A 25371-nucleotide genomic window follows, 5' to 3' on the forward strand; every position below is an offset into this window, starting at 1 on the left:
CACTGCGCGAGCAATCAACGGCTGGCGAAGTACATGGTGACTTCAAAGCCGATACGCAGGTCGGTGTAAGCAGGTTTGGACCAGGACATAGAGGTGCTCCTTCAGGTGGGTGGGACGGTTGAGATCTATACATATAGTCCACCTCCAACCGGAGATGTTCAGATGCTTAGGGGGCTATCTTACTAAATTCCCCCTGGGGAATGACCGCAATTGTTGAAGAAAGCTCGTTGCAGCCAGGGTAATGATCATTTTGCCGCTTGCCAGGGTTCCCCCGGGCAGGCACCGCTGGCCAGACAGCGCCAGCCGCCTTGCACCTGTTGCAACTGTTCGGCCGCGAGCAACAGCTGTGGCCGGGGCGCCGCCATAATCTCCTGTTGCAATTGTTCCAGGTAATCCGACGGATGGCCGGCCAGTCGCCCCTGCCAGAGCAGTTCGGCCAGTTGCGCCACGGGCAACGCACGGGCATCGAACTGGGCGGCCAGGTTAGCTTTCAAGTCGTCCAGGGAGGCGTCATCCAGTGCCTCGATCAACTCGGGCAACTGCGCCAGGAACGCCCGGATATGCTCGAGGATCTCGCTCAGCGAAGTGCTGGGCGACTGCACGCCGAACAGCAGGCCGGTCTGGCCGTTGATCTGCCGCACGCCGCTGAACACCGCATAGCCCAGTTGTAACTCGACCCGCAGGCGCTGATAGAACGGCATCTGGCCAAGTTGCCCCAGCAGCCGCCAGCTGGCTTCCTGCTGAAGGGTGGTGTCCGGTGCCGGGCAAAACAGCAGCAGGGCCTGCTCGCCGGAGCCGGTTGCGATCTCATGCCAGTGCTGCTGCGCGGCTATCGAGGGCGGCGCTGAAAGCTGGCTGTCGGCGATCCCCGGGGCTTTGCTCAGTGCCGCGCCGATCGCGCTTTGGGCATGAGCCAGGCCGATGGCCAGGCCATCCCAGCGGGCGTCATTCCACAGTGCTTGCCAGCCTTGCTCATCCAGATGCGGCTCCTCGGAGGCGGGTATCTCCAGGCAGAGCTCGGGCAGTTTCTGGAGCAATTGGCGGATCGGTAACAGCGGCGTGGGAGCAGCGGGGGGCATTTGCCAGAACGCCGCACCGGGTTGGCTCAGTTCCAGCAGAGCCTGCTGGAGCATGGCCGGCATCGGCTCGGGAAGGCCTTTCAGCGTCAACAGACACTGGTTGCCCGAGACACCGAAAGACAACTCGACGCCCGCCTGAAGTCCGTCGTCCCGCAGGTTGCGCAGGTGGTTTTGCAAGCGGCTGCGCAGTTCCTGTGGCAACAGGTTTTGCAGGCGCCAGCGCAAGTACAGGGCGGCCTCGCCGGAGTCGTCGGCGAGGGTCTGGCTGAACGTCATGGCCGATGATTCGCGACGTTGGCGCAAGCGGTCCTGGGCGAAGGTCCGCAAGCCGCGGTGGGCGCTGGTTTGCCCGCGAATCAGACCAGTCCGGGCGGCTGGCGCGGAGCTGCGCAGGAACGGATTGGGCGCAGGCAGTTGCCAGCTGATGCCGCGACTGGCTGCCCGCGGGGTTTGAAGTTGCGACAGCAGGGCCTTGAGGGCCGTGACGCCGCGGTTGGACAACTGCGCTTCCAACTGCTCGTTGTTCAGTCTTGCCAACGCCAGTGCGCTGGCCACCTGGCGTTGGCGCTGTTGCAGCAGGGCGTACTCTTCGCGCAATGCCGGCCAGTCGTCCTGGCTGCTGAAAAAGGCCAGCCAATCGAAGAGCAGCTCACTCACCTGTTCCGGCTGTTGGGCGCCTTGCTCGGTCAAGTCGAACTGGATATGCAGCAGCGCCTGACCGGCAAACTGATACAGCGGCGCGGCCTTCAACCCTTCGACCAGCTTGCGCTCCTTGAGCGTGGCCAGCAGCCCGCCGGGTTTGCCGGAGGCCAGCCAGGTACCGAGAAAATCCAGCGCTTCGCGTGCGGCTGCGGGCAGTTGCTCGCAGGCGAACAGCAGGTTCAGGTGGTTCCCTTCGAGCTGCTGATAATACGGCTGCGCAGATGTCAGCAAGGGCATAGGAGCCTCTTGCGGTTGCGCTTTACCGACGGCGAGGACGGCGCCAAAACCCTGCGCCAAGGCTTTCAGCTCCTCCAGGGATTGTGGGCCGGCCAGGCTCAGGGTCATTTGCCCGCTGTGGTAGTGAGCCTGATAGAAGGCCCGCAGTGCTTGTTGAAACGCTGGGCGCGGCACCTTGAGGCTATAGCGATTGCCGGCGTGGAATGCTCGCAGTGGGTGCTCCGCAGACAGGCCGTCGAGCAAGGCGAACTGCTGTTGCGCCGCGGCATCCCGCGACCAGGCGATGAATTCGGCATGCAGCACTTCACGCTCGCGCAACTGGTCTTCCTGGCTCATGCGCGGGTGGGTGAGCATGTCGGCCAGACGCTCCAGCCCGCCGGCGAAGTCCAATGGGGGCAGTTCGAAGAAAAAGTCGGTGTGGCGTTCGCCGGTGCTGGCGTTCACCTGGCCGCCGTGGCGTTGCACATAAGCCATCAGGCCCTGTTCCGCGGGAAAGCGCTCGGTGCCGAGAAACAGCAGGTGTTCGAGAAAGTGTGCCAGCCCGGGCCAGGCCAGCGGTACGTCGTGACTGCCGGCCGAGACCTGCAGGGCTGCCGCGCAGCGCTTCAATCGAGGAACGTGGTGCAGTGAAACCCGCAGGCCGTTGGCCAGGGTTTCTTGATGAGGCAGAGGGTGGTTCAGCGCGGGCATGAGCACTTCCAGAACAGTGAAGCGCCCATGCTAGCGGATAATCCCGGATCAGCGCTTGTTCAGGTCGTCGTAAAGCTCCGGGCGACGGTCATGGAAGTAGCGGTTGGCGGCGCGGGAATCGAGCATCAACTGGCGGTCCAGCGTGCCGGCTATCAGGGCCTCATCCAGCCCGGCGAGGGCAATCCGCTGGCCGTCGGGGGCGGCAATGCTGCTCTGGCCACAGTAGTGGATCTCGTCTTCGTGGCCGCAGTAGTTGGCGTAGGCCACATAACATTGGTTTTCGAAGGCGCGCGAACGCACGGTGACATCAGCGACGAAGTCGTAAGGCAGCATGTTGGCGGTGGGCACCAGAATCAGCTCGGCCCCGGCCAGTGCCAGGCGCCTGGCGTTCTCCGGGAACTCGATGTCGTAGCAGATCAGGAAACCGAGCTTCCAGCCATTGAGCTCCACCAATGGGAAATCGTCTGGACCGGGGCTGAACATCGAGCGGTCGAGATCGCCGAACAGGTGGGTCTTGCGATAGTTGCACAGGCGCTGGCCGTTACGGTCGATCAGTTGCACGGCGTTATAGATCTGGCCGTCGTCGGCGCGTTCCGGGTAGCCATACAGGATCGCGATACCCGCCGACTGGGCAACGTTGGCGATGTATTGCGCCGACGGACCGTCCTGGGCCTCGGCCAGGGCGCCCACGGCCTCTACGCCAATGTTGTAGCCGCTGAGGAACATCTCCGGCAGCACCAGCAGGTCGGCGCCGGAAGCTTCCACGGCGACTTTCTGCAGGCGTTGCAGGTTGCCGGCGACATCCAGTGGTTGTGGGGCACATTGATAAAGCGCGACACGCATGGCGATGACTCCTCTGTGCGCTGGACTGTTACTGTAGCCGTTGCCGCGGGCTGCTCAAAGGCCACGAGCGTTGCGCTCGATCGCAGCCTGCGGGCGGCTACAGGTTCAGTCGGCCAGGGCGATCGGGCCGATTTCGTGGAACACGTCGCCCGGTCCCGGGTTCTCGGCGTGGGTCTGCCCGCCGAAGTGCTTCATGATGCCCCAGACCGCGTTGAGCGAGGTCTGTACCGCGCCTTCCACCCAGGCCGGAGTCCAGGACACATCGTCGCCGGCGATGAAGATGCCGCGCTGTTCGGCGGGCAGGTCGTCCTGCATGAAGTGCGCGTACATGCGTTGGTTGTAGCGATAGTGGCCGGGCAGCGCGCCCTTGAACGCGCCGAGGAAGTGCGGATCGGCTTCCCAGGACACGGTGATCGGGTCGCCGATGATGCGCCCGGCGATATCGACTTTCGGGTAGATCTTCTTCAGGGCGTCGAGGGCCAGCTTGACCCGTTTTTCCACCGGGTGCGGCAGCATCTTCAGGGCGTCGCTCATCCACGAATAGGACAGGCAGATGACCCCTGGCTTGTCGTCGCCGTTATCAAACAGATAAGTACCACGGGTCAGGCGGTCGGTGAGGGTCATGCTCATCAGGTCGCGACCGGTTTCCGGATCTTTGTCTTTCCAGAACGGCCGGTCGACCATGACGAAGGTCTTCGACGACTGCATGTAGCGGGTGCGGTCCAGGGCCATCCACATCTTCTGCGAGAACAGCGACTCTTCGCATTCGATCTGGGTGGTCAGCAGCCAGCTCTGGCAGGTGGTCAGCACCGCCGCGTATTCGCGGGTATCGCCCCAGTTGTCGGTGACGCTGAAGCGGCCATCGGCGGCCCGGGCGATACGCTTCACCCCGGGACGCGGCGCGCCATGGTGCAGCGAACTGAGGCTGGTGCCTTGCGGCCAGTGGGCGCAGCGCTCCGGCACATGGCGCCAGATGCCCAGCGGCACCTGCTCGACGCCGCCGACCACCAGGTGCTGGTGATCGTCGCAGTTGGTCATCACCACGCGGAAGATTTCCAGCATCGAATTGGGGAAGTCCGAATCCCAGCCGCCGGTGCCGAAGCCTACCTGGCCGAACACTTCGCGGTGATGGAACGACAGCTTGGCGAAGGCTTTCGAGGTGGCGACGAAGTCATAGAAGGTGCGGTCGTCCCACAGCGGCACCAGGGTGTTCCACAGCTCCTTGAGGCGCGGCACGTCGCGATCGCGAATGGCCTGCTGGATTTCGCCGAAGCGCGAACCGTCTTCCAGGGCATCGGCCCAGGCGTCGGCCACTTCCTGGAACAGCGCTGGCAGGTCGGCGAGCTTCTGCGCGTAGTGAGTCTGGCCTTCGAGGTCGATCACGGTGCTGCCAGAAGCCGGCGTCAGCGGGTTGGGAAAGGGCTTGGTCTCCAGGCCCAGCTTGTCGACGTAGTGATAGAAGGCCGTGGAGGACACTGGAAAGCGCATGCCGCCCAGTTCGGCGATGATCCCTTCGGCGCCTTCGAATGCCTGGGAACGCAGCCGGCCACCCATTTTCGAGGCTTCGTACACCACCGGCTTGAGGCCCAGCTTCATCAGCTCGTAGGCCGCTACCAGCCCGGCGATACCGGCACCGACAATCGCCACTTCGGCGCCATGGTTGGCCTCGGGGATGCTGCCCAGGCCGGCCGGGTGCTCGATCCAGTCGTCGAAGGCGAACGGGAAGTCCGGGCCGAAAATGGTGATGGGTTTCTTACCGTCTGCAGGATGGCGATTGTTCTTGTTCATGGCTGACCTTGCTGGCAACTCGAGCAGAGCGCTGAGTATAGGAAAAGATGGCAGCCATTCTAGGGAGCGTTGCGCACGTTAATAAGACGCAAAGTGTCGTCGTTTTGAATGATCGACGACCAATATGACGGTTCTATTGTGCGAAATGACGAGCTATGGGGGCGGAGCAGGGAAAGTCTCTTCAGACGGGATGCCCGCGGTCGATCTTGCTGCTGAGGATGATCGAGGTGGTGGTCTTTTCCACGCCGTCGACGCTGCCGATCTGGTCGAGCAACTGGTCCAGCTGCTCCGGCGAATCGGTGCGCAGCCAGGCGACATAGTCGAATTCCCCACTCACCGCGCAGAGCTGCTGGACCTGGGCCATGGCGCTCAGGCGCCGCAGTACCTCCTTGCCGGAACGCGGCTGCACCTTGATCCCCACGTAGGCCTGCAAGCCGCCATCGATGACCCGCTGACCCAGGCGCACGCCATAGCCGGTAATCACCCGTGCCTTTTCCAGCCGCGCCAGGCGCGAGGTCACGGTGGTACGGGCGATCCCCAGCTGCCTGGCGAGCATGGCCACGCTTTCGCGGGCATTGATCTGCAAGGCCGCGATCAGTTGGCGGTCGATTTCGTCGAGGACGGGAGGGCGGCTGTCAGACAAGGTGAACTCCGGCGCGGGCAACGGTGGCCGAGCATGTTACAGGCTCGCTGGGGGCGATGCTCGTGGCATGGCGTATTGGCTGCGGGCTGCGCTGTGACGGCTAGGCTCAATGGCATGCATGAGATTTTTTGCCACGAACTGCCTGCGACAAGTTGTCATAAGTAACTGGTTAGTACATTCTTGCGCCACGCAAAGAATGGGAGAAATTTCCGACATGAATAATTCTGGGGCTGCCACCGGCAGCAAATGGCTGCTGTGGGCGCTGGGTGTGCTGATCGCACTGATCGGCCTGGGACTGGCTGGCGGGGGCGGGTACCTGGTCAGTCTGGGCGGCAGCTGGTTCTTCCTGCTGATGGGCCTGGCGATGATCGTTTCCGGGCTGCTGATCGCCCGGCGTAACCCGCGCGGCGCCTGGCTGTATGGGGCGGCGCTGGTGCTGACGGCGATCTGGGCGGTCTGGGATGCCGGGCTGGAGTACTGGCCGCTGGTTTCCCGGGTGCTGACCTTCGCCGTTATCGGCCTGGTGGTGGCGCTTATCTATCCAACCCTGGTGCGTGCTTCGGGCGCGACCGCCGGCCGTGGCGCTTATGGCCTGGCGGGTGTGCTGGGCATTGGCGTCGCGGCGACCCTGGCCTACATGTTCGTGCCGACCCATGTGGTCAAGGCCAGCAGCGAGCCGGTGATCAAGCCTGTGGTTCCAGGTACCGAGCAGAAGGACTGGGCCCATTGGGGCAACACCACCGCCGGCAATCGTTTTGCCGCGCTGGATCAGATCAACAAGGGCAACATTGATCAGTTGCAGGTGGCCTGGACTTTCCGCACTGGCGATATTCCGCAAAGCACCGGCGCGGGCGCCGAAGACCAGAACACACCGCTGCAGATCGGTGACAGGGTCTATACCTGCACCGCCTACGGCAAGGTGTTCGCCCTGGACGCCGACACCGGCGCCGAACGCTGGAAGTTCGATCCGCAAGGCTCGGCGCCCAACTGGCAGCGTTGCCGCGGCCTGGGTTACTTCGATGCCTCCGCCGAGTCTGCTGCCGAACCCTCGGCCACTCCGGCCGCCTGCGCCAAGCGTTTGTTCCTGCCGACCGGCGATGCGCGCCTGATTGCGATCAACGCAGAAACCGGCAAGCCGTGCGAAGACTTCGGCGATAAAGGCACGGTCGACCTGAAAACCGACATGGGCGAAGTGAAGCCTGGCTACTACCAGCAGACCTCGACTCCGCTGGTGGCCGGCAATGTGGTCATAGTTGGCGGCCGGGTGGCGGACAACTACTCCATCGGCGAGCCACCGGGCGTGGTCCGCGCCTTCGACATGCGCAGCGGCGAACTGGTCTGGGCCTGGGATCCGGGCAACCCGAACACCACCAAGCGTCCGCCGGCGGGCGAGACCTATACCCGCGGAACGCCAAACGTCTGGTCGGCCATGTCCTATGACGCCAAGCTCGGTCTGGTCTACCTGCCGACCGGCAACGCCACACCAGATTTCTTCGCCGGCCAGCGCACGGAATTCGACGACAAATGGAGTTCCTCCATCGTCGCCCTGGACGTGAAAACCGGTCAGGTGCGCTGGCACTTCCAGACCACTCACCACGATTTGTGGGACTTCGACCTGCCGGCGCAGCCGCTGCTGTACGACGTGCCGGACGACAAGGGCGGAGTCCAGCCGGCGCTGGCGCAGGTCACCAAGCAGGGTGAGATCTTCCTGCTCAACCGCGAAACCGGAGTGCCTATCGCCCGGGTGGAAGAGCGTCCGGTGCCGCAGGGCAATATGCCGGGCGAACGCTACTCGCCAACCCAGCCGTTCTCGGTGGAGATGCCGTCGATCGGCAACCAGACCCTCACCGAGTCGGACATGTGGGGCGCTACGCCGTTCGACCAGTTGATGTGCCGCATCCAGTTCAAGGGCATGCGCCATGAAGGCGTCTACACCCCGCCGGGCATGGATCACGCCTTGCAGTTCCCGGGCTCCCTGGGTGGCATGAACTGGGGCAGCGTGTCGGTGGACCCGAACAGCAACTATATGTTCGTCAACGATATGCGCCTGGGCCTGGCCAACTACATGATCCCGCGCGCGAAGATCGCGGCTGGGGCCAGCGGCATCGAAATGGGCGTAGTGCCTCAGGACGGCACGCCGTTTGGGGCGATGCGCCAGCGTTTCCTCTCGCCTGCCGGTATTCCGTGCCAGAAGCCACCGTTCGGCACCATGTCGGCCATCGACCTGAAAACCAAGAAGCTGGTGTGGCAGGTGCCGGTCGGTACCGTACAGGACACTGGTCCCCTGGGCATTCGCATGCATATGCCAATCCCGATCGGCATGCCGACCCTGGGCGCGTCCCTGGCAACCCAGTCCGGCCTGTTGTTCTTCGCCGGCACCCAGGACTTCTACCTGCGCGCCTTCGATACCGGCAACGGCAACGAAATCTGGAAAGCCCGCCTGCCGGTGGGTAGCCAGTCGGGGCCCATGACCTACGTTTCGCCGAAGACCGGCCGGCAGTACATCCTGCTGACCGCTGGCGGCGCGCGTCAGTCGCCGGACCGTGGGGACTATGTGATCGCTTATGCATTGCCCGAATAACGGCTGATCCAGGCCTTACAGAAAAACCGCGCCTTGCGCGGTTTTTTTGTGGGCGGATACAGCCCGTCCATTCACCTGCAAAAAAACTCAGCGATCAACCAGTTTGCCGAGCTCGTCGAGGCTGATGTTGGGAATGATCGAGGTGGGAATACGCGACGTGGGGGACAGGTTGTACACCGAGAAGTCCTTGCCCATGACCTTGTCCGACATCAGCTTCAAGGACGGCAGGATCCGTGATTGCAGGTGCTGGTCCAGACCGCAGGGCGACTTGAAGCTGTCTGGCGTTTCATAAAAGCGCCCCTGGGCAGGGCTCAGGTCGACGCCCACCAGGATCGCCGTATCGAAGCCTGCGTGATAGGCGAGTTGCAGCGCCAGATAGGCCACCGTGCGGGCATCGAAGAAACCCAGCTCGAGATTCTTGCTGAAGCCGATGGTCCGGCTCCTGTTGCCCGAGAGGAGGGGAGGGCGAACCAGATCGCTGTTGCTCTTGAGCAACAGCTCCTTCCAGGTCTGTCGTGGCGCCTTCTTCAGCAGAAACAGCTCGCCGCGAGGCTGGATCGGAATCATCCGGGCATGTTCTTCCCAGAGCGCCACACGCTGGCTGAGATCCATCGCCTGGGCGAAGAGTTCGGGTTGCTGGAGGGAGAAACTGGTATCGGAGCAGGCATAAAAAAAAGGCCGTATGCCGGTCCCGCGGAACATCGAGATGGCCCCGTTCATGGTGATCATCGGGATGTTCGCAAAGGCTTCGATGGGAAAATCCTTTGCCGAACTACCGGATGCAATGATGAAAACAGGGCCTTGCTGAATATTCCGGCAACGTGCGAACCCCGTTACCGGGCCAGGCGAAGGCGCCGTAGATATTACTTCCATGTGTTGTGTCCGAATCATCAGGCCACTCTGATTATTATGGGTGGCTTAGGTGGTGCATCACGCCGGGGAAAGGACAGGCTCTCCCCCATTGATAGAAATGCAGTCTAGGACTGAACGGAGGTCACGCGCGACTTCCGCGCGGTTATGACCGTCGCGGTTTTTAATAGTTGTGCGCTAGGGCTGATTTCTTGGGAGAAATGATCGGCTGCTTTGCCGGCCTGGCGGCCGAATCGAGGGGGAGTACAGCGCTTTAAATACGCAAAAGCCGCGCAATGCGCGGCTTTCAAAGATGGTGGGCCCACACGGACTCGAACCGTGGACCAAAGGATTATGAGTCCTCTGCTCTAACCGACTGAGCTATAGGCCCTCAGTAGGCCGCGAATTATAGCGACGGTTTCTCGGCTGTGCTATCCGAAAAATCCGAAACGGGGAGGCGCAGAAAGGTCGCGGCGAATTCGTCGGCGCTCAGCGGCAGGCTGATGATGTAGCCCTGGATCTGTTCGCAACCTTCGTTCCCGAGGAATACCTGCTGCTCATGGGTTTCCACGCCTTCGGCGATCACGGTGAATTGCATGCTGCGACCCAGGGCGATGATGGCCCGCACTATCGCCACATCGTGGGGGTCATCGGGCAGGCCACGGACAAAGGATTGATCGATTTTCAGGAAATCCAGCGGCAGGCGCTTGAGGTAGCTCAGGGACGAGTAGCCGGTACCGAAATCGTCGATTGCCAGCTGAACGCCCAGGCGCTTGAGCTGGTGCAGGACTGCCAGGGCTTCCTCGGCCTGGCTCATGATGAAGTTCTCGGTGATTTCCAGCTGCAGGAAGCCGGGTTTGAGGCGGTTGTCTTTCAGCAGTTGTTCAATCCGCCCCAGCAGGTTCGGCTGGCGCAACTGGGCGCCGGCGAGGTTGACCGAGAGCGGGCCGAAGCTCTCGTAGCATTCGTTCCACTCACGCAGCTGCTGGCAGGCGTGTTCCAGTACCCAGTCGCCGATCTGCAGGATCATGCCGTTCTCTTCGGCCAGGGGGATGAAGTGCTCGGGCGGGACATCGCCAAAGGTCGGGTGATGCCAGCGAATCAGTGCTTCGGCGCCCACCAGCTCTTGGTCGACCAGCCTGATCTTGGGCTGGTAGTAGAGGTACAGCTCGTTGCGCTCGATGGCTCGCCGCAGTTCATGTTCCAGGGCCACGCGCTCGCTGGCCTGGGCGGTCAGGTCGCGGGTGTAGCTTTCGACCCGGTTGCGACCCTTGGCCTTGGAGCGGTACATGGCAGCGTCGGCATTCTTGACCAGCGTGGCCACGTCGCAACCGTCCTTGGGGTAGAGGCTGGTGCCGATGCTGGCACTGATGAAGAACTCATGCTCGCCCGCCTGGAACGGAGCGGTGAAGCAGTTCAGCAGCTTGTTGGCGATATGGTCGGCATCGCTGGGCTGCTGTAGCCCGGGCAGCAGGATGATGAACTCGTCTCCACCCAGGCGGGCGACGGTGTCGATATCCCGCAACTGTTCTTTCAGGCGCACGGCGATGCCTTTGAGCAGCAGGTCGCCGACCGGGTGGCCGAGGCTGTCATTGATGTGCTTGAAGCGGTCCAGGTCGAGAAACAGCACGGCGCCCTGGCCGCCGTTCTCCTGCTGGCTGTTGAGCGCGGTCAGCAGGCGGCTTTCGAACAGGGTGCGGTTCGGCAGACCGGTCAGCGGATCATGGTGCGCCTGGTAATCGAGCTTGGCCTGGGCGTGCTTGAGGCTGGAGATATCGGCGAATACCGCGACGAAGTGGGTGATGAAGCGGTCTTTGTTGCGCACGGCGCTGATGGTCAGCCAACTGGGGTACAGCTCGCCATTTTTGCGTCGATTGCAGATTTCCCCCTGCCAATGACCTTCGGCGGTCAGTTGGTGCCACATGGCGGCGTAGAAGGCGCTGTCATGCAGGCCGGAAGCCAGCAGGCGCGGGGTGTGGCCCAGGGCTTCGGTTTCGCTGTAGCCGGTGATTTCGGTGAACGCCCGGTTGACCGCGCTGATGTGCTGCTGGGTATCGGTGATCAGTACGCCTTCAGCTGTGCTCTCGAACACGGTGGCGGCCTGCTGCAGCTTCTCCTGCATCAGGTGGCGCTCGGTAATGTCGCGGGCGATGGTCAGCATGCAATCTTCGTCGCCGATCGGCAGCGGCCGGCTGGAGAGCTCACAGAGGCGGATCTGACCGTCATTGCGGCGAATATGGCAGCTGAAGTCCCGCACGAAGCCATCCCGTTGCATCAGGTCGAGCATCTGCCGGCGTTCGTTGAGGTTGACCCAGATGCCCAGGTCCAGCGTGGAACGGTCGACGGACATGGCGCTGTTGAAGCCGGTGATGCGGCTGAAACCTTCGTTGACCTCTATCAGCAAGCCGTCACGCTGGCGGCTTAGCAGCAGGCCGTCGGGCGAGGCGTGAAAAGCCTTGGCGAACTTCTCTTCGGAGGTTTGCAATTGCTGCTGGGTTTCCTTCAACTGACTGATGTCGCGAACCACCACGACCAGGGCGGGCGTAGTGTCGAGGTCGAAGGGTTCGGCGGAGATCAGTCCGGTGAACAGCTGGCCGTTGCTGCGCCGAAAGGGCATTTCCAGGTTGCGGATGCTGCCGGCCTGCAAGCGTTGCAGAAGCCCGGGGCCGACCCCCTGGATGCCCCAGATGTTCAGTTCGGTGGCCGTCTGGCCCACGACTTGCCCGGCACTCAGGCCAATCTGTTCTTCGAACGCCTCGTTGACCTCCAGCAGGCAGCCATCCGACAGGCGGGCAATGACCAGGATGTCCGGGCACTGCTGGAAGACCGAGGCGAACTTCTGTTCCGAGAGCTGCAGGGCCTCTTCGGTGCGTTTTGTTTCGCTGATGTCGATCATCAGGCCGCGCATGATCGGTTCATGCCCGTGCTCGATCAGGCTGACGATGTCGCGAACCCATAGGCAGCGGCCATCGGCGGTGATCACCCGGTAATCCAGGCTGTGATCGCGCCCGGCCAGGACTTCATGGTCGCAGAAATGCTGGGCGCGCGTCAGGTCGGCGGGGTGGATGATATTTCTCCAGAACCCGGGAATCAGCCAATGGGAAAGGGGATAGCCCAGCAGTTGCTCGGCATGGGGCGACACGTAGCTGTAGGTGAAGTCGCTGATGCGCGCCTCCCAGGCAATCGCCGAAAGGCTTTCGACCAGGCCGCGGTAATGGTATTCGCTGCTGCGCAGTTCCTGCTCCAGGGCCACGCGCCGTGCAATCTCGGAGCTCAGCCGGCGATTGATGCGGATCACCGCCGCCAGCACGGCAAACAGCAGGAGCAGCCCTGGCAGGCCATAAAACAGCAAGTCCGACCAGAACGAACGATGGTCGAGCACATTGCCAACCCAGCGCTGCTGGATTTCGTTGACCTCCGCCGGGCTTATGTCAGCCAGCACCTTGTCGAGAATGCTTACCAGTATCTTGCTGTCGCGGGGGACGCCCATGGCCAGCTGATAGCGGTAGGGCGTTTCGCCGCTGACATAGAGCCCGTCCAGCTTCTGCTGCCGCAGGCTCCATACGCTGGAGGCCAGATCGCCGACCACGGCATCGACCTGATTGAGGGCCAGCGCCTGCAAGGCCGAACTCACATTGGGCAAGGCGACCAGGTTCAGGTCGGGATGGTGAGTGCGCAGCAGTTCGTGGGGGGCGTAATTCTCCACGACGGCGATCTTCAGGCCATACAGGTCCGTGAGCTTGCGAGGTTGCGCGCCGCCTTTATGGGCCAGGATCACGATGGGGAAGTCGAGGTACGGGCGGGTGAAGGCCAGGTAATTTTGCCGTTCCGGGGTCGACATGATGCCTGGCAGCAGGTCCAGCTTGCCCTTTTTCGCGGCTTCGAGCACTTCGCTCCAACTGGCGGGTTCTATCGGCTTGAGCGTGATCGCCAGGCGATCCTGGATCAGATGGATATAGTCCGCCGCAAGGCCCTGGTAGCGCCCCTCCTCATCGCGATATTCGAAGGGCGGCCATGAGGCATCGACGCCCAGGCGCAATTCCGGGTGAGCGGAAAGCCAGCCACGTTCTTCATCGGTGAGCGTCAGCGCGCCGGCCGTTGCGGTCCAGGCGAGCAGCGACAGCACCAGCACGGTCGGCAGTCTGGGCATAACGGTCTCGTTATGGCACGGGGGAATGTTTCGAGTGTAGACGGGCAATCCGCAGGGAGTGAGGCGTGGGGACGTTTTAAACTGCACAAAACAAAACCCCCAGCAGGGCTGGGGGGCTTGGTATTACTCGTCGAGGAAGGAGCGCAGATGCTCGCTTCTCGTCGGGTGGCGCAGCTTGCGCAGCGCCTTGGCTTCGATCTGACGAATCCGCTCACGGGTAACGTCGAACTGCTTACCGACTTCCTCAAGGGTGTGATCGGTATTCATGTCGATGCCGAAGCGCATGCGCAGTACCTTGGCTTCACGGGCAGTGAGGCCGGAGAGGACTTCGCGAGTCGCTTCCTTGAGGCTCTCAACGGTGGCGACATCGATTGGCGACTGCATGGTCGAGTCTTCGATGAAGTCACCCAGATGGGAGTCTTCGTCATCACCGATCGGGGTTTCCATGGAGATCGGCTCTTTAGCGATCTTCAATACCTTGCGGATCTTGTCCTCAGGCATTTCCATGCGTTCGCCCAGCTCTTCCGGAGTCGGTTCGCGACCCATTTCCTGCAACATCTGCCGGGAAATACGGTTGAGCTTGTTGATCGTCTCGATCATGTGCACCGGAATACGGATGGTGCGGGCCTGGTCGGCGATCGAGCGAGTGATCGCCTGACGGATCCACCAGGTGGCATAAGTCGAGAACTTGTAGCCGCGACGGTATTCGAACTTGTCTACCGCTTTCATCAAACCGATGTTGCCTTCCTGGATCAGGTCGAGGAACTGCAGGCCACGGTTGGTGTACTTCTTGGCGATGGAGATCACCAGACGCAAGTTGGCTTCGACCATCTCTTTCTTCGCGCGACGGGCCTTGGCCTCGCCGATCGACATGCGACGGTTGATGTCCTTGATCTCGGCGATCGTCAGGCCGGTCTCGGTCTCGAGCGCGGTCAGCTTCTGCTGGCAACGGATGATGTCCGGCTGCAGGCGGCCGATGGCTTCGGCGTATTTGGCCTTGCCTTTGGCCAGCGCGTCGGACCAGCTTTCGTCCACTTCATTGCCAGGGAACTGGCGCAGGAAGTCGGCGCGTGGCATGCGGGCATCACGAACACAGAGCTGCATGATCGCGCGCTCTTGCTGACGCAGGCGATCCAGGGCGCTACGAACACGCTCAACCAGGCCTTCGAATTGCTTCGGAACCAGTTTGATCGGCATGAACAGTTCAGCCAGGGCCAGCATTTCAGCCAGGGCTTGCTTGTGTTCACGACCGTGCTTTTTCAGCGCCTTGCGGGTGATTTCCATCTGGTCGGCAACGGCGCCAAAGCGCTGGGCTGCGATGACCGGATCCGGACCGCTTTCGGCTTCTTCTTCGTCGTCACTGGCTTCGGCGTCATCGTCGTCGGTGTCGTCGTCCGCTTTCGCGGCCTTGGCATCGACAGGCGGTGGTACTTCGGCGGCAGGCGGTGCAATGCCGTCGTCCGGGTCGATGTAACCGCTCAGGACGTCGGACAGGCGGCCACCTTCGGTGGTGACGCGAGTGTATTCGGAGAGGATGTGCTCAACCGTGCCAGGGAAGTGCGCGATCGCGCCCATCACTTCACGGATGCCCTCTTCGATACGCTTGGCGATTTCGATTTCGCCTTCACGTGTGAGCAGCTCTACCGTGCCCATTTCGCGCATGTACATACGCACTGGGTCGGTAGTGCGACCAATGTCGGTTTCCACAGCCGCCAACGCTGCGGCGGCTTCTTCAGCTGCTGCTTCGTCGGTATCGGCTTCGGCCAACAAAAGGGCATCCGCATCCGGAGCACTCTCGAATACGTTGATCCCCATGTCGTTGATCATGCGGATGATGTCTTCCACCTGTTCCGGATCTGAAATATCCTCCGGCAGGTGGTCGTTGACCTCCGCGTAAGTCAGGTAACCCTGCTCACGACCACGGCTGATCAACTCTTTGAGGCGAGACTGCTGTTGCGCTTTTCCGGACATAACACCCTATCCACTGAAGGTCTTGGCGGGCAAAAAACAAGCCGAGGATTATACCCGAGCTATGACCTCACGCGCCAGTTGAGGTCGGGTTTGATGCGGGAACATTGCGTTTTAAAAGCTCGAGTAGCTGAATTTTTTCTTCGCCACTCAATTCGCTTTGACGCGATTTCCTGAGAAGTTGTTCCAAAACACGCTCACGTTGACGAGCGGACAAGCTTTTAATGGTGTCGAAAAACTGTTGTTCAAGGTTGTCGCCCTCAATCAACCACTCCTTTTCCGCCAGCGCCTTGATCAGACGGCCCTGTTCGGTGCCGTGCCAACGCGCCATCAGTTGATGAATAGAGCGTAGCTTAGGATTTTTCTGCACGGCTTCGATCAGGGCGACCAGCAACTGGGTATTTGTGTTGTCGTCGGCGGCGAAATGCCCGGCGTCTTCAACTTTCTCGGCCAGTTGCGGGTGATGCAGCAATGTTCGAAGGGCTGACAGTGTTGGTGGTTCGACGGCGGCCGGGACGCGCGGGGCACGTGGCTGATCACGATCGCCATTACGCTTGCCCTTTTTGTCCCAGGGCTTGTTCTCCCACTTCTTGCCGCCGGCACCGCTTTTCTTCGGCGTCCATTCTTGCTGCGGCACATAGGCTTCTTGCGGCTCGTGGTAGTCGGCGTAGTCCGGTATGCCGTCGTAGTCGATGCCGGCGTCGTACACCGGAGGTGCTTCTTGTGGGGCGCTGTGCACCAACTGCTTGACGGTCTCGTTGTTGAGCCCGGTAATTTCGCTGAGGCGCTGGCGCATCAGGGTCCGCAGGTTGGCCCCGGGAACCTTGTCGATCAACGGTGCCGCCAGGGTGGCCAGATGGGCCTTGCCCTCGAGCGAGCGTGGATCCGCTTCGTCGGTCAGCTGCTGGAAAAAGTAATCGGCCAGCGGTTGAGCATGTTGATTGATGCGTGCGCGAAAGGCGTCTGTGCCCTCGGAGCGGACCAGGGTGTCCGGGTCTTCCCCTTCGGGAAGAAACAGAAAGCGTGCCCGGCGGCCATCCTGCAAACTGGAAAGGGTCGCTTCCAGCGCACGCCAGGCGGCCTTGCGCCCGGCCTGGTCGCCGTCGAAGCAGAACAGGACGCTGGGCACGATGCGGAACAGGCGCTTGAGGTGTTCTTCGCTGGTGGCTGTGCCCAGGGTCGCAACGGCGTTACGCAAGCCTTGTTGGGCGAGGGCAATCACGTCCATGTAGCCTTCGACGACGATGATTTCGTCGAGGTTGCGGTTGTTCTTGCGGGCTTCGAACAGGCCGTAAAGCTCCTGGCCCTTGTGAAACACCGGGGTCTCCGGCGAGTTCAGGTATTTTGGCTTGTCGTCGCCCAGTACTCGGCCGCCAAAGGCGATGATCCGGCCGCGGCTGTCGCGGATTGGAAACATCACCCGGTCGCGGAAGCGATCGTAGCGTTTGCCGGTTTCGGCATTTTCGATCAGCAGGCCAGCATCGATCATGGCTTTCTGCTGCAGGGTATCGCTGCTCAGGTGCTTGAACAGATTGTCCCAGCCGGGCGGAGCGAAGCCGAGGCCGAAATCGCGGGCGATCTCGCCGGTCAGGCCGCGGCCCTTGAGGTAATCGACTGCTGCCTTGCGGGCCGGATGGCTTTTCAGGGCCTGGCGATAGTAATCGGCGGCGGCGGTCAGCAGCGGGTAGAGCGGCGAGTCGGTCGGCTGTCGGGGCTTGTGCGAGCGACCGCTTTCTTCGCGCGGGACTTCCATGCCGGCGGCTTTGGCCAGTTCCTCGACTGCCTGGGGGAAGTCCAGGTTGTCGTGGTCCATGATGAAGCCGAGGGCGTTCCCGCCTGCGCCACAGCCGAAGCAGTAGTAGAACTGCTTGTCGGGGCTGACGCTGAAGGAGGGGGTCTTTTCCTTGTGGAACGGGCAGCAGGCGGTGTAGTTCTTACCGGCCTTTTTCATCTGCAGGCGCGAGCTGACAACATCGACGATGTCGGTGCGGTTCAGAAGGTCGTCAATAAAGCTCTGGGGAATCAGCCCGGCCATGGCGTTCTCGTCATCACTGCGCGAAAGAAATGGACCAATGCGAAGGCTTCGAAAGTGGGCTGTTCGAGGCGCAACGGCTGCGCGTTCGACCATCTGTCGTTGGCTTGATCGCTATCGGGAAGTGTATCTGCCGAAAGTCCACTGACGTTAGTTTCAATCAGTCTTCGACTATTTGAAGATATTGCTCTGAGTCCGACAGGTCTCGGATGGCTCATAAGCGGGCGCTGGAGAAGGGCACCTTGGGCTGAGTCTGTTGAGGAATCAGAATAAAAGTGTGCTCGTCAGTAGCCTTGGAAGGCTCGTCAGAAGAGACGTGCACCGCTGGCAGGAAGCCAGGTCTGACGTGGTGAAGCGGATTGTCTCGGTCGCATGGGCGGCGTTGACGGTGAAGCATCAAGCGTTGTCCGCAAATGCCATTAGCCCGGCTGAGGGCCGGGCTTGGCAGAAGCTTGCAGCGAACGTCTGTGTATTAGTACAGACGTACGGCGCGGCGCTGTTCGCGCTGAACTTTCTTGGCGTGACGCTTAACAGCAGCAGCTGCTTTGCGCTTACGCTCGGAAGTCGGCTTCTCGTAAAATTCGCGGCTACGAACTTCAGCCAGAACACCGGCTTTTTCGCAGGAGCGCTTGAAACGACGCAGAGCTACGTCGAAGGGTTCGTTCTCTTTAACTTTGACGGCTGGCATCCAGAGCTACCTTCATTCATTACCGGGGTCAACGTTCTCGTCGCAAAAATCGCGGCTGAGGTCGTCGGTTTTTAAGGGTTGCGGATGTTAACCCCTCATCGCTCGGAATGCAAAGCCTCTGATCGAAAACCGCTGGTCGGCTGAGGGAGTGGCGACTATTATGCGCGCCTTCGAATTTAGCCTCTACAAGGCGCAAACCCATGCTAGTACTGGGATTAGAAACTTCCTGCGACGAAACCGGCGTCGCGCTTTATGACAGCGAGCGAGGCCTGCTGGCCGACGCGCTGTTCAGTCAGATCGACCTGCATCGGGCCTACGGTGGCGTGGTGCCGGAGCTGGCCTCTCGCGATCACGTCAAGCGCATGCTGCCCCTGATCCGTCAGGTTCTGGCCGAGGCGGACTGTGTGCCGACCGAAATCGACGCCATTGCCTATACCGCGGGCCCTGGCCTGGTCGGAGCCCTTCTGGTAGGCGCCTCCTGCGCCCAGGCGCTGGCCTTTGCCTGGGGTATCCCGGCGCTGGGTGTGCATCATATGGAAGGCCACTTGCTGGCCCCGATGCTGGAAGAACAACCGCCGGAGTTTCCGTTCGTCGCTTTGTTGGTTTCCGGCGGCCATACGCAGCTGGTGCGGGTCGATGGCATCGGCCAATACGAGCTGATGGGCGAAACCCTGGATGATGCTGCTGGTGAAGCCTTCGACAAGACGGCGAAGATGATCGGCCTGAATTACCCGGGCGGTCCGGAAATTGCGCGCCTGGCCGCGCAAGGCGTGGCTGGGCGCTTTGTCTTCCCGCGGCCGATGACCGATCGTCCAGGGCTGGATTTCAGTTTCAGCGGCTTGAAAACCTTCGCCCTGAACACCTGGCAGCAATGCGTCAGCGCTGGGGACGACGGCGAGCAAACCCGTTGCGACATCTCGCTCGCCTTCCAGCAGGCGGTGGTGGAAACTCTGACCATCAAATGCAAGCGAGCCTTGAAGCAGGCGGGACTCAAACGTCTTGTCATCGCTGGTGGCGTGAGTGCCAACAAGGCTCTGCGGGCATCGCTGGAAAAAATGCTCGGCGAGATGAAAGGGAATGTATTTTACGCCCGTCCGGAGTTCTGCACTGACAACGGCGCGATGATCGCGTTTGCCGGTTGCCAGCGTTTGCAGGCCGGTCAGCAGGAGAGCCTGGCGATCAGTGTGCAGGCGCGTTGGCCGATGGAGCAGCTATCGCCGTTGTGAGGTGGCAATGGCTCGACCTGAGTCCGGCTTATCTTCAGTATTCAGAAATGCCGTTCGCGCCCGGCAAACAGGTCGCGTAGATTGCCGCGGTGGCGCCAGACGATGAGCAGTGTGAGTACGCTCATCGGCAGCAGCGCCGCCGGCGCCTGCCAAGCCAGCAATGGCAATGTCAAGGGTGTGGCGATCAACGCCGCCAGCGAGCTGGTGCGGGTCAGGTAGAAGGTCAGGAGCCAAGCGGCAATGGCCAGGAGCGCCGCTGGCGGGTAAAGCCCCAGCAGCATCCCGGCGGCGGTGGCGACACCTTTGCCGCCGCGAAAGCGAAAATACACCGGGAACAGATGGCCCAGTACGGCGTAGAGCCCGATCCAGGCCTGTTGTTGAAGCGAAAGGCCTGCGAGACTGGCGATCAGCACGGGCAACAGCCCTTTGAGCAGATCGCCGAGCAAGGTTAGTACAGCAAGTTTCTTGCCGGCCAGGCGCAGCATGTTGGTGGCGCCGGCATTGCCCGAACCACTCATTCGCGGATCGGGTGTACCGGTCAGGCGGCTGAGCAAGATGGCGAAGGACAGCGAGCCGAGCAGGTAGGCGAAGATCGCCAGTAACCAAAACATGCTAACTATTCCGGGCGAGGACGCCCTGATTCTAACGGCGCATTGCGCCCTTGTCGTGCTGCGGAGAAGAGTGCTTGGACAGAGTGTTTATCGAGGGCCTGGAAGTCGACACGGTGATCGGTGCCTACGACTGGGAGCGAGGCATCCGGCAGTGCCTGCGCCTTGACCTGAGCTTCGCCTGGGACAACCGCCCGGCCGCGGCCGGTGACGACCTGACCCTGGCGCTCGACTATGCCAGCGTGTCTTCGCGGATCCAGGAGTTTGCCGAACAGGCGCAATTCCAGCTGGTGGAAACCTTTGCCGAGCGTCTGGCTGAAGTCCTGATGAGCGAGTTCCATATTCCCTGGTTGCACCTCAAACTGACCAAACCCGGTGCTGTCGCGGCCGCCAAAGGTGTTGGCGTGGAGATCGAGCGCGGATGTCGCTAACTCAGGTATTTCTTGGGCTCGGCAGCAATATCGAGCGTGAAACCCATCTGTTGGCTGGACTCGATGCCTTGGCAGGCTTCCTGTTGGATATGCGCTGCTCGGCCGTATTCGAAAGCCAGCCGGTCGGAATCAAGAGCGGACCTTTTTTCAATCTGGTGGTTTCGGCCTTTACCGATCTGCCGCTGATGGAACTGGACCGCCGGTTGAAGTTCATCGAAGCGGACAACGGTCGTTATGCCCCGGACCGCAAAGGCCTGCCTCTGGACATCGATGTGCTGCTGTATGGCGATCTGGTGGGCAATTTCGACGGTTTGATCCTGCCGCGCGCAGAGATCCTGAAGAACGCCTTTGTGCTTTGGCCCTTGTCGTTGATGGCTCCGGGGCGGGTTCATCCGATGGCGGGGCAAGACTTCGCCACCCTCTGGCGCGAGGCTCGAATCGACCAGGTACTGGCGCCCGTGGCATTTGAGTGGAGAGGCAGGCAACTGACGCCGGCGGAGCTGGGATAGCTCTGGCTGGCGTAGTTCTGGCCGACGGCGATCGGCTTGCGAGCAAGCTGACTCCTACGGAGGAGCTTGCTCGTGACGTTCCTTACTGCAAGCGCTGTTCCTTGTAGGCCTTCAGCGCCTTCAATCGCTCCCGTTTCAGCGCCTCTCCCAGCTCCGGCCCCTTGAATCCCTGTTCCAGCAGCGGCTGTACCGCGACCGTTCGCGCCGCGGTAGCCGCACCGCGCAGATAGTTCGCCTGGGGATAGGCGCGCTCCTCCAGTCCAAGACGGCCGCGGGCATCCATTTCACAGGCGGCGATAAACTCCTCGAAACGCTGCGGTCGACGGTACACGTCAAAGCTTTGCAGCAGCTCTGCCAATGTCGAAGGTTTCAGTTCAAGGGCGCGATGGCCGTGGGTGTGGTACTGGCCCACCAGCAGCGCCAGTTCCTGGCAGTCGCGTGGCGCCTTGAAGCGCTCATTGACCTGCTTGATCAGCTTCAGGCCCTTGTGCTCGTGTGCAATGTGTTGTGGCCATTCACTTTGCGGTGTCAGGCCCTTGCCCAGGTCGTGCAACAAGCACGCCCAGCGCACGCTCAATGGCTGCTTGTGCAGTGCCGCCTGCTCGAGAACGCTCAGTGTATGCACACCGCTGTCGATCTCCGGGTGATGGGCGGCGGGTTGCGGAACGCCGAACAGCACCTCCACTTCAGGCAGCAGGACCTTGAGTGCTCCACAGTCGCGCAGCACCTGGATGAACACTTGGGGGTGATCTTCCATCAGTGCGCGGGAGATTTCCTTCCAGCTGCGTTCCGGAGTCAGGGCTTCCAGTTCGCCTGATTCGCTGAGCTGGCGCATCAATTCGAGGGTGTCAGGCGCCACCTGAAAACCGAGCCCAGCGTAGCGGGCAGCAAAGCGGGCAACGCGCAAGACGCGTAGGGGATCTTCGGCGAATGCCGGGGAAACATGGCGCAGCAGGCGGTTTTCCAGATCCTGCTGGCCGTGATACGGATCCGTCAGAACGCCGTGGTCGTCTTCAGCCATGGCATTGATCGTCAGGTCGCGGCGGATCAGGTCTTCTTCGAGGGTAACCTCGGGGCTGGCGTGAAAGGTGAAGCCGCCATAACCCCGGCCGCTCTTGCGTTCGGTGCGGGCCAGGGCGTATTCCTCGCCGCTCTTGGGGTGAAGAAAGACTGGAAAGTCCGAGCCCACCGGGCGAAAACCCTTGGCGAGCATTTCTTCGGCCGTGGCACCGACTACCACCCAGTCGATGTCGGTTACCGGTTTGCCCAGCAGGCGATCGCGTACTGCACCGCCGACCTTGTAGATCTGCATAAAAAACCTCCGTTAGCCCGACAGAATAACCTTTGCGCCGAGCTTTCGGAGGTTTGTCATGCGCTCAGAGATGGATGACGGCCAGGTCCAGGCGGCCGTAGTCCCCTTCGTTGTGATCGCTTCTTGGCGGTACGTGATGGGTTTTCATCACCTGGTCGCCCTGCAGGGTTTCCAGGTGGATGTCGAACCCCCACAGCCGGTGCAGGTGCTTGAGGACCTCGTCGGTGGAGTCGCCCAATGGTTTGCGGTCGTGCTGTTGGTGGCGCAGGGTCAGCGAGCGGTCGCCCCGTCTGTCGATGCTCCAGATCTGCACGTTAGGCTCGCGGTTGCCCAGGTTGTACTGCGCGGCGAGGGTTTCGCGGATGATCCGATAGCCGCTTTCGTCATGAATGGCCGGTACCAGCAAGTCGTCTTTCTGGTCGTCGTCCAGGATGCTGAACAGCTTGAGGTCGCGGATGACCTTGGGCGACAGGTACTGCAGGATGAAACTCTCGTCCTTGAAGCTGCTCATGGCGAACTTGATGCTGGAAAGCCAGTCGGTCCCGGCCAGTTCCGGGAACCAGCGACGGTCCTCTTCGGTCGGTTCTTCGCAGATGCGCCGAATATCGCGGTACATGGCGAAGCCCAGGGTGTAGGGGTTGATGCCGTTGTAGTAGGGGCTGTCGAAGCCGGGCTGAAAGACCACGCTGGTGTGGGAGGCGAGGAATTCCATCATGAAGCCATCGGTCACCAGGCCTTCGTCATACAGGTCGTTCATCAGGGTGTAGTGCCAGAACGTTGCCCAGCCTTCGTTCATCACCTGGGTCTGGCGTTGTGGATAGAAGTACTGGGCGATCTTGCGCACGATCCGCACGATTTCGCGCTGCCACGGCTCCAGCAGCGGCGCGTGTTTCTCGATGAAATACAGGATGTTTTCCTGAGGTTCGGCGGGGAAGCGTGCATTGTCCTTGTCGCTGAACTTGTCGGTGCCTTTGGGAATGGTGCGCCACAGGTCGTTGATCTGTTTCTGCAGGTGTTCTTCCCGGTCCTTTTGCCGGCGCCGTTCTTCTTCTGCGGAAATCGGGTAAGGACGTTTGTAGCGGTCCACTCCGTAGTTCATCAGGGCATGGCAAGAGTCCAGCAGGTCTTCCACGGCATCGATGCCGTGACGCTCTTCGCACTGCATGATGTACTGCTTGGCGAACACCAGGTAGTCGATGATCGAACTGGCATCCGTCCAGGTGCGGAACAGATAGTTGCCCTTGAAAAAGCTGTTATGGCCATAGCAGGCATGGGCCACCACCAGCGCCTGCATGCAGATGGTGTTTTCTTCCATCAGGTAGGCGATGCAGGGGTCCGAGTTGATCACGATTTCGTAGGCCAGCCCCATCTGGCCGCGGCTATAGGACTTTTCGGTGCTGAGGAAGTGCTTGCCGTAGGACCAGTGGTGATAGCCCAGGGGCATGCCGACAGAGGCGTAGGCATCCATCATCTGCTCGGCGGTAATCACTTCGATCTGGTTGGGATAGGTATCCAGGGCGTAGCGCGCCGCGATACGGCTGATTTCGCGGTCGTAGGCCTGGATCAGCTCGAACGTCCATTCCGAACCGGTGGAGATAGGCTGGCGTTTCTGCTCTCTGGCGGTCATGTCACTAACCTGCGCTGGAAGAGTTCACGGAAGACCGGATAGATATCTCCGGCCGAGACCAGTTGCTGCTGGGCGAAAGTATCGGAAAAGGCTTCGGCAATGCGCTCGTATTCGAACCACAGGGCCTGATGTTCGCGCGGGGTAATCTCCACGTAAGTGTAGTACTGCACGAACGGCATGATCTGGTTGATCAGGATGTCGCGGCAGATCGGCGAGTCGTCGTTCCAGTTGTCGCCGTCGGAAGCCTGGGCGGCGTAGATGTTCCACTCGTTGCTCGGATAACGCTCGGCCATGATCTCCTGCATCAGCTTCAAGGCACTGGAGACAATGGTGCCGCCGGTTTCCCGGGAGTAGAAGAACTCCTCCTCGTCCACTTCACGCGCGCTGGTGTGATGGCGGATGAACACCACGTCGATCTTGTCGTAGTTGCGCTTGAGAAACAGGTACAGAAGGATGAAGAAACGCTTGGCGATGTCCTTGGTTGCCTGGGTCATGGAGCCGGAAACGTCCATCAGGCAGAACATCACAGCCTTGGAGCTGGGGTTGGGCTGTTTGATCAGCAGGTTGTACTTGAGGTCGAAGGTGTCGAGGAACGGCACCCGATGGATGCGGGCGCTGAGACGCTCGATTTCCGTTTCCATTTCCTGAATATCGCCGAAGTTGTCCGGTTCTTCGCGTTTCAGGCGTTCAAGTTCCTCTTTGACTTCGCGCAGCTTCGCCCGGCTGCTGCCGGACAGGGCGATGCGTCGGGCGTGGGCCGAGCGCAGGGTCCGAATGATATTGATGCGAGAAGGATTGCCTTCGTTGCTGATCCCTGCCCGGACGGTCTTGAAGGTGTCGGTCCCGGTCAGGTTACGTTTGACCAGGTTCGGCAGTTCCAGGTCCTCGAACATGAACTCGAGGAATTCCTCCTGGGTGATCTGGAAAACGAACTCGTCCATGCCTTCGCCGGAGTTGCCGGCTTTGCCCCGGCCGCCTCCGCCACCCCCGCCTTGAGGGCGTGCGATGTGCTCGCCGGCCGTGAACTCCTTGTTTCCCGGGTGCACCACGGTCTGTTTTCCGCCGCGCCCATGATGGAGCACCGGTTCATCGATATCCCGGCCTGGGATGCTGATTTGTTCGCCATGCTCCATGTCAGTGATGGAACGGCGGCTGACCGCCTCTTCGACGGCCTTCTTGATGTGGTCACGATAGCGCCGCAGAAACCGCTGACGGTTTACCGTGCTCTTGTTCTTGCCATTGAGACGTCGGTCGATCACATAACTCATGACTGCTCCTTAGAAGCGGTCTTGAAGCTCGCAAGCGGCCCGGACGGGGAGAGGGGGCGGTAAGGTGTCTTGCCGCCGGTACTCTGCCCGAGCCTCGCTGCGAACGTTCAAACGCGCTTCCTGAAGCCTGTGTAGCAGAA

General features: G+C 61.3%; 18 protein-coding genes and 1 tRNA gene. 4 read left to right on the plus strand and 15 right to left on the minus strand.

Translation table 11 applies throughout. The annotated features are described in order from the left end of the window. Positions 1 to 14 precede the first annotated feature (14 nt). The 5 genes from pqqA to J4D52_RS07935 all read right to left on the minus strand — a co-directional run bounded on the left by pqqA (position 15) and on the right by J4D52_RS07935 (position 5982). The gene (gene pqqA / locus J4D52_RS07915; RefSeq protein ID WP_009045898.1) at positions 15 to 89 is read right to left on the minus strand and encodes a pyrroloquinoline quinone precursor peptide PqqA; all 75 of its coding nucleotides are present in this window, start codon (positions 87 to 89) and stop codon (positions 15 to 17) included. Positions 90 to 245: 156 nt separating this feature from the next. After that, positions 246 to 2708 (minus strand): pyrroloquinoline quinone biosynthesis protein PqqF, encoded by a 2463-nt coding sequence (gene pqqF, locus J4D52_RS07920; RefSeq protein WP_102676395.1) that lies wholly within the window; start codon positions 2706 to 2708, stop codon positions 246 to 248. A gap of 48 nt (positions 2709 to 2756) precedes the next feature. Next, positions 2757 to 3551 carry a carbon-nitrogen hydrolase family protein gene (locus J4D52_RS07925; RefSeq protein WP_063433213.1) on the minus strand — a complete coding sequence of 265 codons (795 nt, stop codon included), beginning with the start codon at positions 3549 to 3551 and terminating at the stop codon, positions 2757 to 2759. Positions 3552 to 3656: 105 nt separating this feature from the next. Then, a complete protein-coding gene (locus J4D52_RS07930) occupies positions 3657 to 5339 on the minus strand; it encodes an NAD(P)/FAD-dependent oxidoreductase (protein ID WP_063433212.1) in 1683 nt (560 codons plus the stop codon). 181 nt (positions 5340 to 5520) lie between these two features. Next, positions 5521 to 5982, minus strand: a complete 462-nt coding sequence (locus J4D52_RS07935; protein ID WP_009051175.1) for an Lrp/AsnC family transcriptional regulator — start codon at positions 5980 to 5982, stop codon at positions 5521 to 5523. Between the two features lie 214 nt (positions 5983 to 6196). On the opposite strand from J4D52_RS07935, the gene J4D52_RS07940 reads away from it, so the two are divergent. Next, positions 6197 to 8563, plus strand: a complete 2367-nt coding sequence (locus J4D52_RS07940) for a glucose/quinate/shikimate family membrane-bound PQQ-dependent dehydrogenase (RefSeq protein WP_102676394.1) — start codon at positions 6197 to 6199, stop codon at positions 8561 to 8563. 87 nt (positions 8564 to 8650) lie between these two features. Here the strand turns inward: J4D52_RS07940 and J4D52_RS07945 are convergent, their stop codons facing one another. The 6 genes from J4D52_RS07945 to rpsU form a co-directional block, all read right to left on the minus strand. After that, a complete protein-coding gene (locus tag J4D52_RS07945; RefSeq protein WP_063433210.1) occupies positions 8651 to 9454 on the minus strand; it encodes a hypothetical protein in 804 nt (267 codons plus the stop codon). A 272-nt stretch (positions 9455 to 9726) separates the two neighbouring features. Next, positions 9727 to 9803: transfer RNA gene (locus J4D52_RS07950), tRNA-Ile, on the minus strand. Positions 9804 to 9818: 15 nt separating this feature from the next. After that, positions 9819 to 13562, minus strand: coding sequence for a bifunctional diguanylate cyclase/phosphodiesterase (locus J4D52_RS07955; protein WP_063433209.1), 3744 nt, complete (start codon positions 13560 to 13562; stop codon positions 9819 to 9821). Between the two features lie 123 nt (positions 13563 to 13685). Next, positions 13686 to 15533: an RNA polymerase sigma factor RpoD gene (gene rpoD, locus J4D52_RS07960; RefSeq protein WP_007926106.1), complete on the minus strand. Its 1848-nt coding sequence runs from the start codon at positions 15531 to 15533 to the stop codon at positions 13686 to 13688. 67 nt (positions 15534 to 15600) lie between these two features. Further along, the gene (gene dnaG, locus J4D52_RS07965; RefSeq protein ID WP_102676393.1) at positions 15601 to 17565 is read right to left on the minus strand and encodes a DNA primase; all 1965 of its coding nucleotides are present in this window, start codon (positions 17563 to 17565) and stop codon (positions 15601 to 15603) included. Between the two features lie 469 nt (positions 17566 to 18034). Beyond that, positions 18035 to 18250 (minus strand): 30S ribosomal protein S21, encoded by a 216-nt coding sequence (rpsU, locus tag J4D52_RS07970; protein WP_002551877.1) that lies wholly within the window; start codon positions 18248 to 18250, stop codon positions 18035 to 18037. A 200-nt stretch (positions 18251 to 18450) separates the two neighbouring features. On the opposite strand from rpsU, the gene tsaD reads away from it, so the two are divergent. Further along, positions 18451 to 19476 (plus strand): tRNA (adenosine(37)-N6)-threonylcarbamoyltransferase complex transferase subunit TsaD, encoded by a 1026-nt coding sequence (tsaD, locus tag J4D52_RS07975; protein WP_009045890.1) that lies wholly within the window; start codon positions 18451 to 18453, stop codon positions 19474 to 19476. 41 nt (positions 19477 to 19517) lie between these two features. Here tsaD and plsY read toward each other — a convergent pair whose 3' ends face one another. Beyond that, entirely contained in the window at positions 19518 to 20087 is a 570-nt protein-coding gene (gene plsY / locus J4D52_RS07980) for a glycerol-3-phosphate 1-O-acyltransferase PlsY (protein ID WP_009051169.1), read from the minus strand. Positions 20088 to 20161: 74 nt separating this feature from the next. Between plsY and folB the strand changes: the two genes are divergently transcribed. Both folB and folK read left to right on the plus strand, forming a co-directional pair. Beyond that, the gene (gene folB, locus J4D52_RS07985) at positions 20162 to 20515 is read left to right on the plus strand and encodes a dihydroneopterin aldolase (protein ID WP_102676392.1); all 354 of its coding nucleotides are present in this window, start codon (positions 20162 to 20164) and stop codon (positions 20513 to 20515) included. After that, positions 20506 to 21024 carry a 2-amino-4-hydroxy-6-hydroxymethyldihydropteridine diphosphokinase gene (gene folK, locus J4D52_RS07990; protein WP_102676391.1) on the plus strand — a complete coding sequence of 173 codons (519 nt, stop codon included), beginning with the start codon at positions 20506 to 20508 and terminating at the stop codon, positions 21022 to 21024. Before folB ends, folK begins: the two co-directional genes overlap by 10 nt. Positions 21025 to 21106: 82 nt before the next feature. Here folK and J4D52_RS07995 read toward each other — a convergent pair whose 3' ends face one another. From J4D52_RS07995 to J4D52_RS08005, 3 genes are all read right to left on the minus strand, one after another. Beyond that, entirely contained in the window at positions 21107 to 22336 is a 1230-nt protein-coding gene (locus tag J4D52_RS07995) for a multifunctional CCA addition/repair protein (protein WP_102676390.1), read from the minus strand. A gap of 64 nt (positions 22337 to 22400) precedes the next feature. Beyond that, complete coding sequence (locus J4D52_RS08000) at positions 22401 to 23963, minus strand: SpoVR family protein (protein WP_009051165.1); 1563 nt, start codon at positions 23961 to 23963, stop codon at positions 22401 to 22403. Beyond that, positions 23960 to 25231 carry a YeaH/YhbH family protein gene (locus J4D52_RS08005; RefSeq protein WP_102676389.1) on the minus strand — a complete coding sequence of 424 codons (1272 nt, stop codon included), beginning with the start codon at positions 25229 to 25231 and terminating at the stop codon, positions 23960 to 23962. The genes J4D52_RS08000 and J4D52_RS08005 overlap by 4 nt, the downstream gene beginning before the upstream one ends. Between the last annotated feature and the right edge of the window lie 140 nt (positions 25232 to 25371).

The sequence above is a fragment of the Pseudomonas sp. GW460-12-10-14-TSB1 genome, from assembly GCF_017349775.1.
Lineage (GTDB): Bacteria > Pseudomonadota > Gammaproteobacteria > Pseudomonadales > Pseudomonadaceae > Aquipseudomonas > Aquipseudomonas piscium.

Bases quoted from the DNA above. Each gene is read 5' to 3' on its own strand.
- J4D52_RS07945 (WP_063433210.1), bottom strand. From the start codon at position 9,454: ATGATTCGGACACAACACATGGAAGTAATATCTACGGCGCCTTCGCCT.
- plsY (WP_009051169.1), bottom strand. From the start codon at position 20,087: ATGTTTTGGTTACTGGCGATCTTCGCCTACCTGCTCGGCTCGCTGTCC.
- dnaG (WP_102676393.1), bottom strand. From the start codon at position 17,565: ATGGCCGGGCTGATTCCCCAGAGCTTTATTGACGACCTTCTGAACCGC.
- J4D52_RS08000 (WP_009051165.1), bottom strand. From the start codon at position 23,963: ATGACCGCCAGAGAGCAGAAACGCCAGCCTATCTCCACCGGTTCGGAA.
- J4D52_RS08005 (WP_102676389.1), bottom strand. From the start codon at position 25,231: ATGAGTTATGTGATCGACCGACGTCTCAATGGCAAGAACAAGAGCACG.
- J4D52_RS07940 (WP_102676394.1), top strand. From the start codon at position 6,197: ATGAATAATTCTGGGGCTGCCACCGGCAGCAAATGGCTGCTGTGGGCG.
- J4D52_RS07995 (WP_102676390.1), bottom strand. From the start codon at position 22,336: ATGCAGATCTACAAGGTCGGCGGTGCAGTACGCGATCGCCTGCTGGGC.
- rpsU (WP_002551877.1), bottom strand. From the start codon at position 18,250: ATGCCAGCCGTCAAAGTTAAAGAGAACGAACCCTTCGACGTAGCTCTG.
- J4D52_RS07925 (WP_063433213.1), bottom strand. From the start codon at position 3,551: ATGCGTGTCGCGCTTTATCAATGTGCCCCACAACCACTGGATGTCGCC.
- pqqF (WP_102676395.1), bottom strand. From the start codon at position 2,708: ATGCCCGCGCTGAACCACCCTCTGCCTCATCAAGAAACCCTGGCCAAC.
- tsaD (WP_009045890.1), top strand. From the start codon at position 18,451: ATGCTAGTACTGGGATTAGAAACTTCCTGCGACGAAACCGGCGTCGCG.
- folK (WP_102676391.1), top strand. From the start codon at position 20,506: ATGTCGCTAACTCAGGTATTTCTTGGGCTCGGCAGCAATATCGAGCGT.
- rpoD (WP_007926106.1), bottom strand. From the start codon at position 15,533: ATGTCCGGAAAAGCGCAACAGCAGTCTCGCCTCAAAGAGTTGATCAGC.
- J4D52_RS07955 (WP_063433209.1), bottom strand. From the start codon at position 13,562: ATGCCCAGACTGCCGACCGTGCTGGTGCTGTCGCTGCTCGCCTGGACC.
- J4D52_RS07930 (WP_063433212.1), bottom strand. From the start codon at position 5,339: ATGAACAAGAACAATCGCCATCCTGCAGACGGTAAGAAACCCATCACC.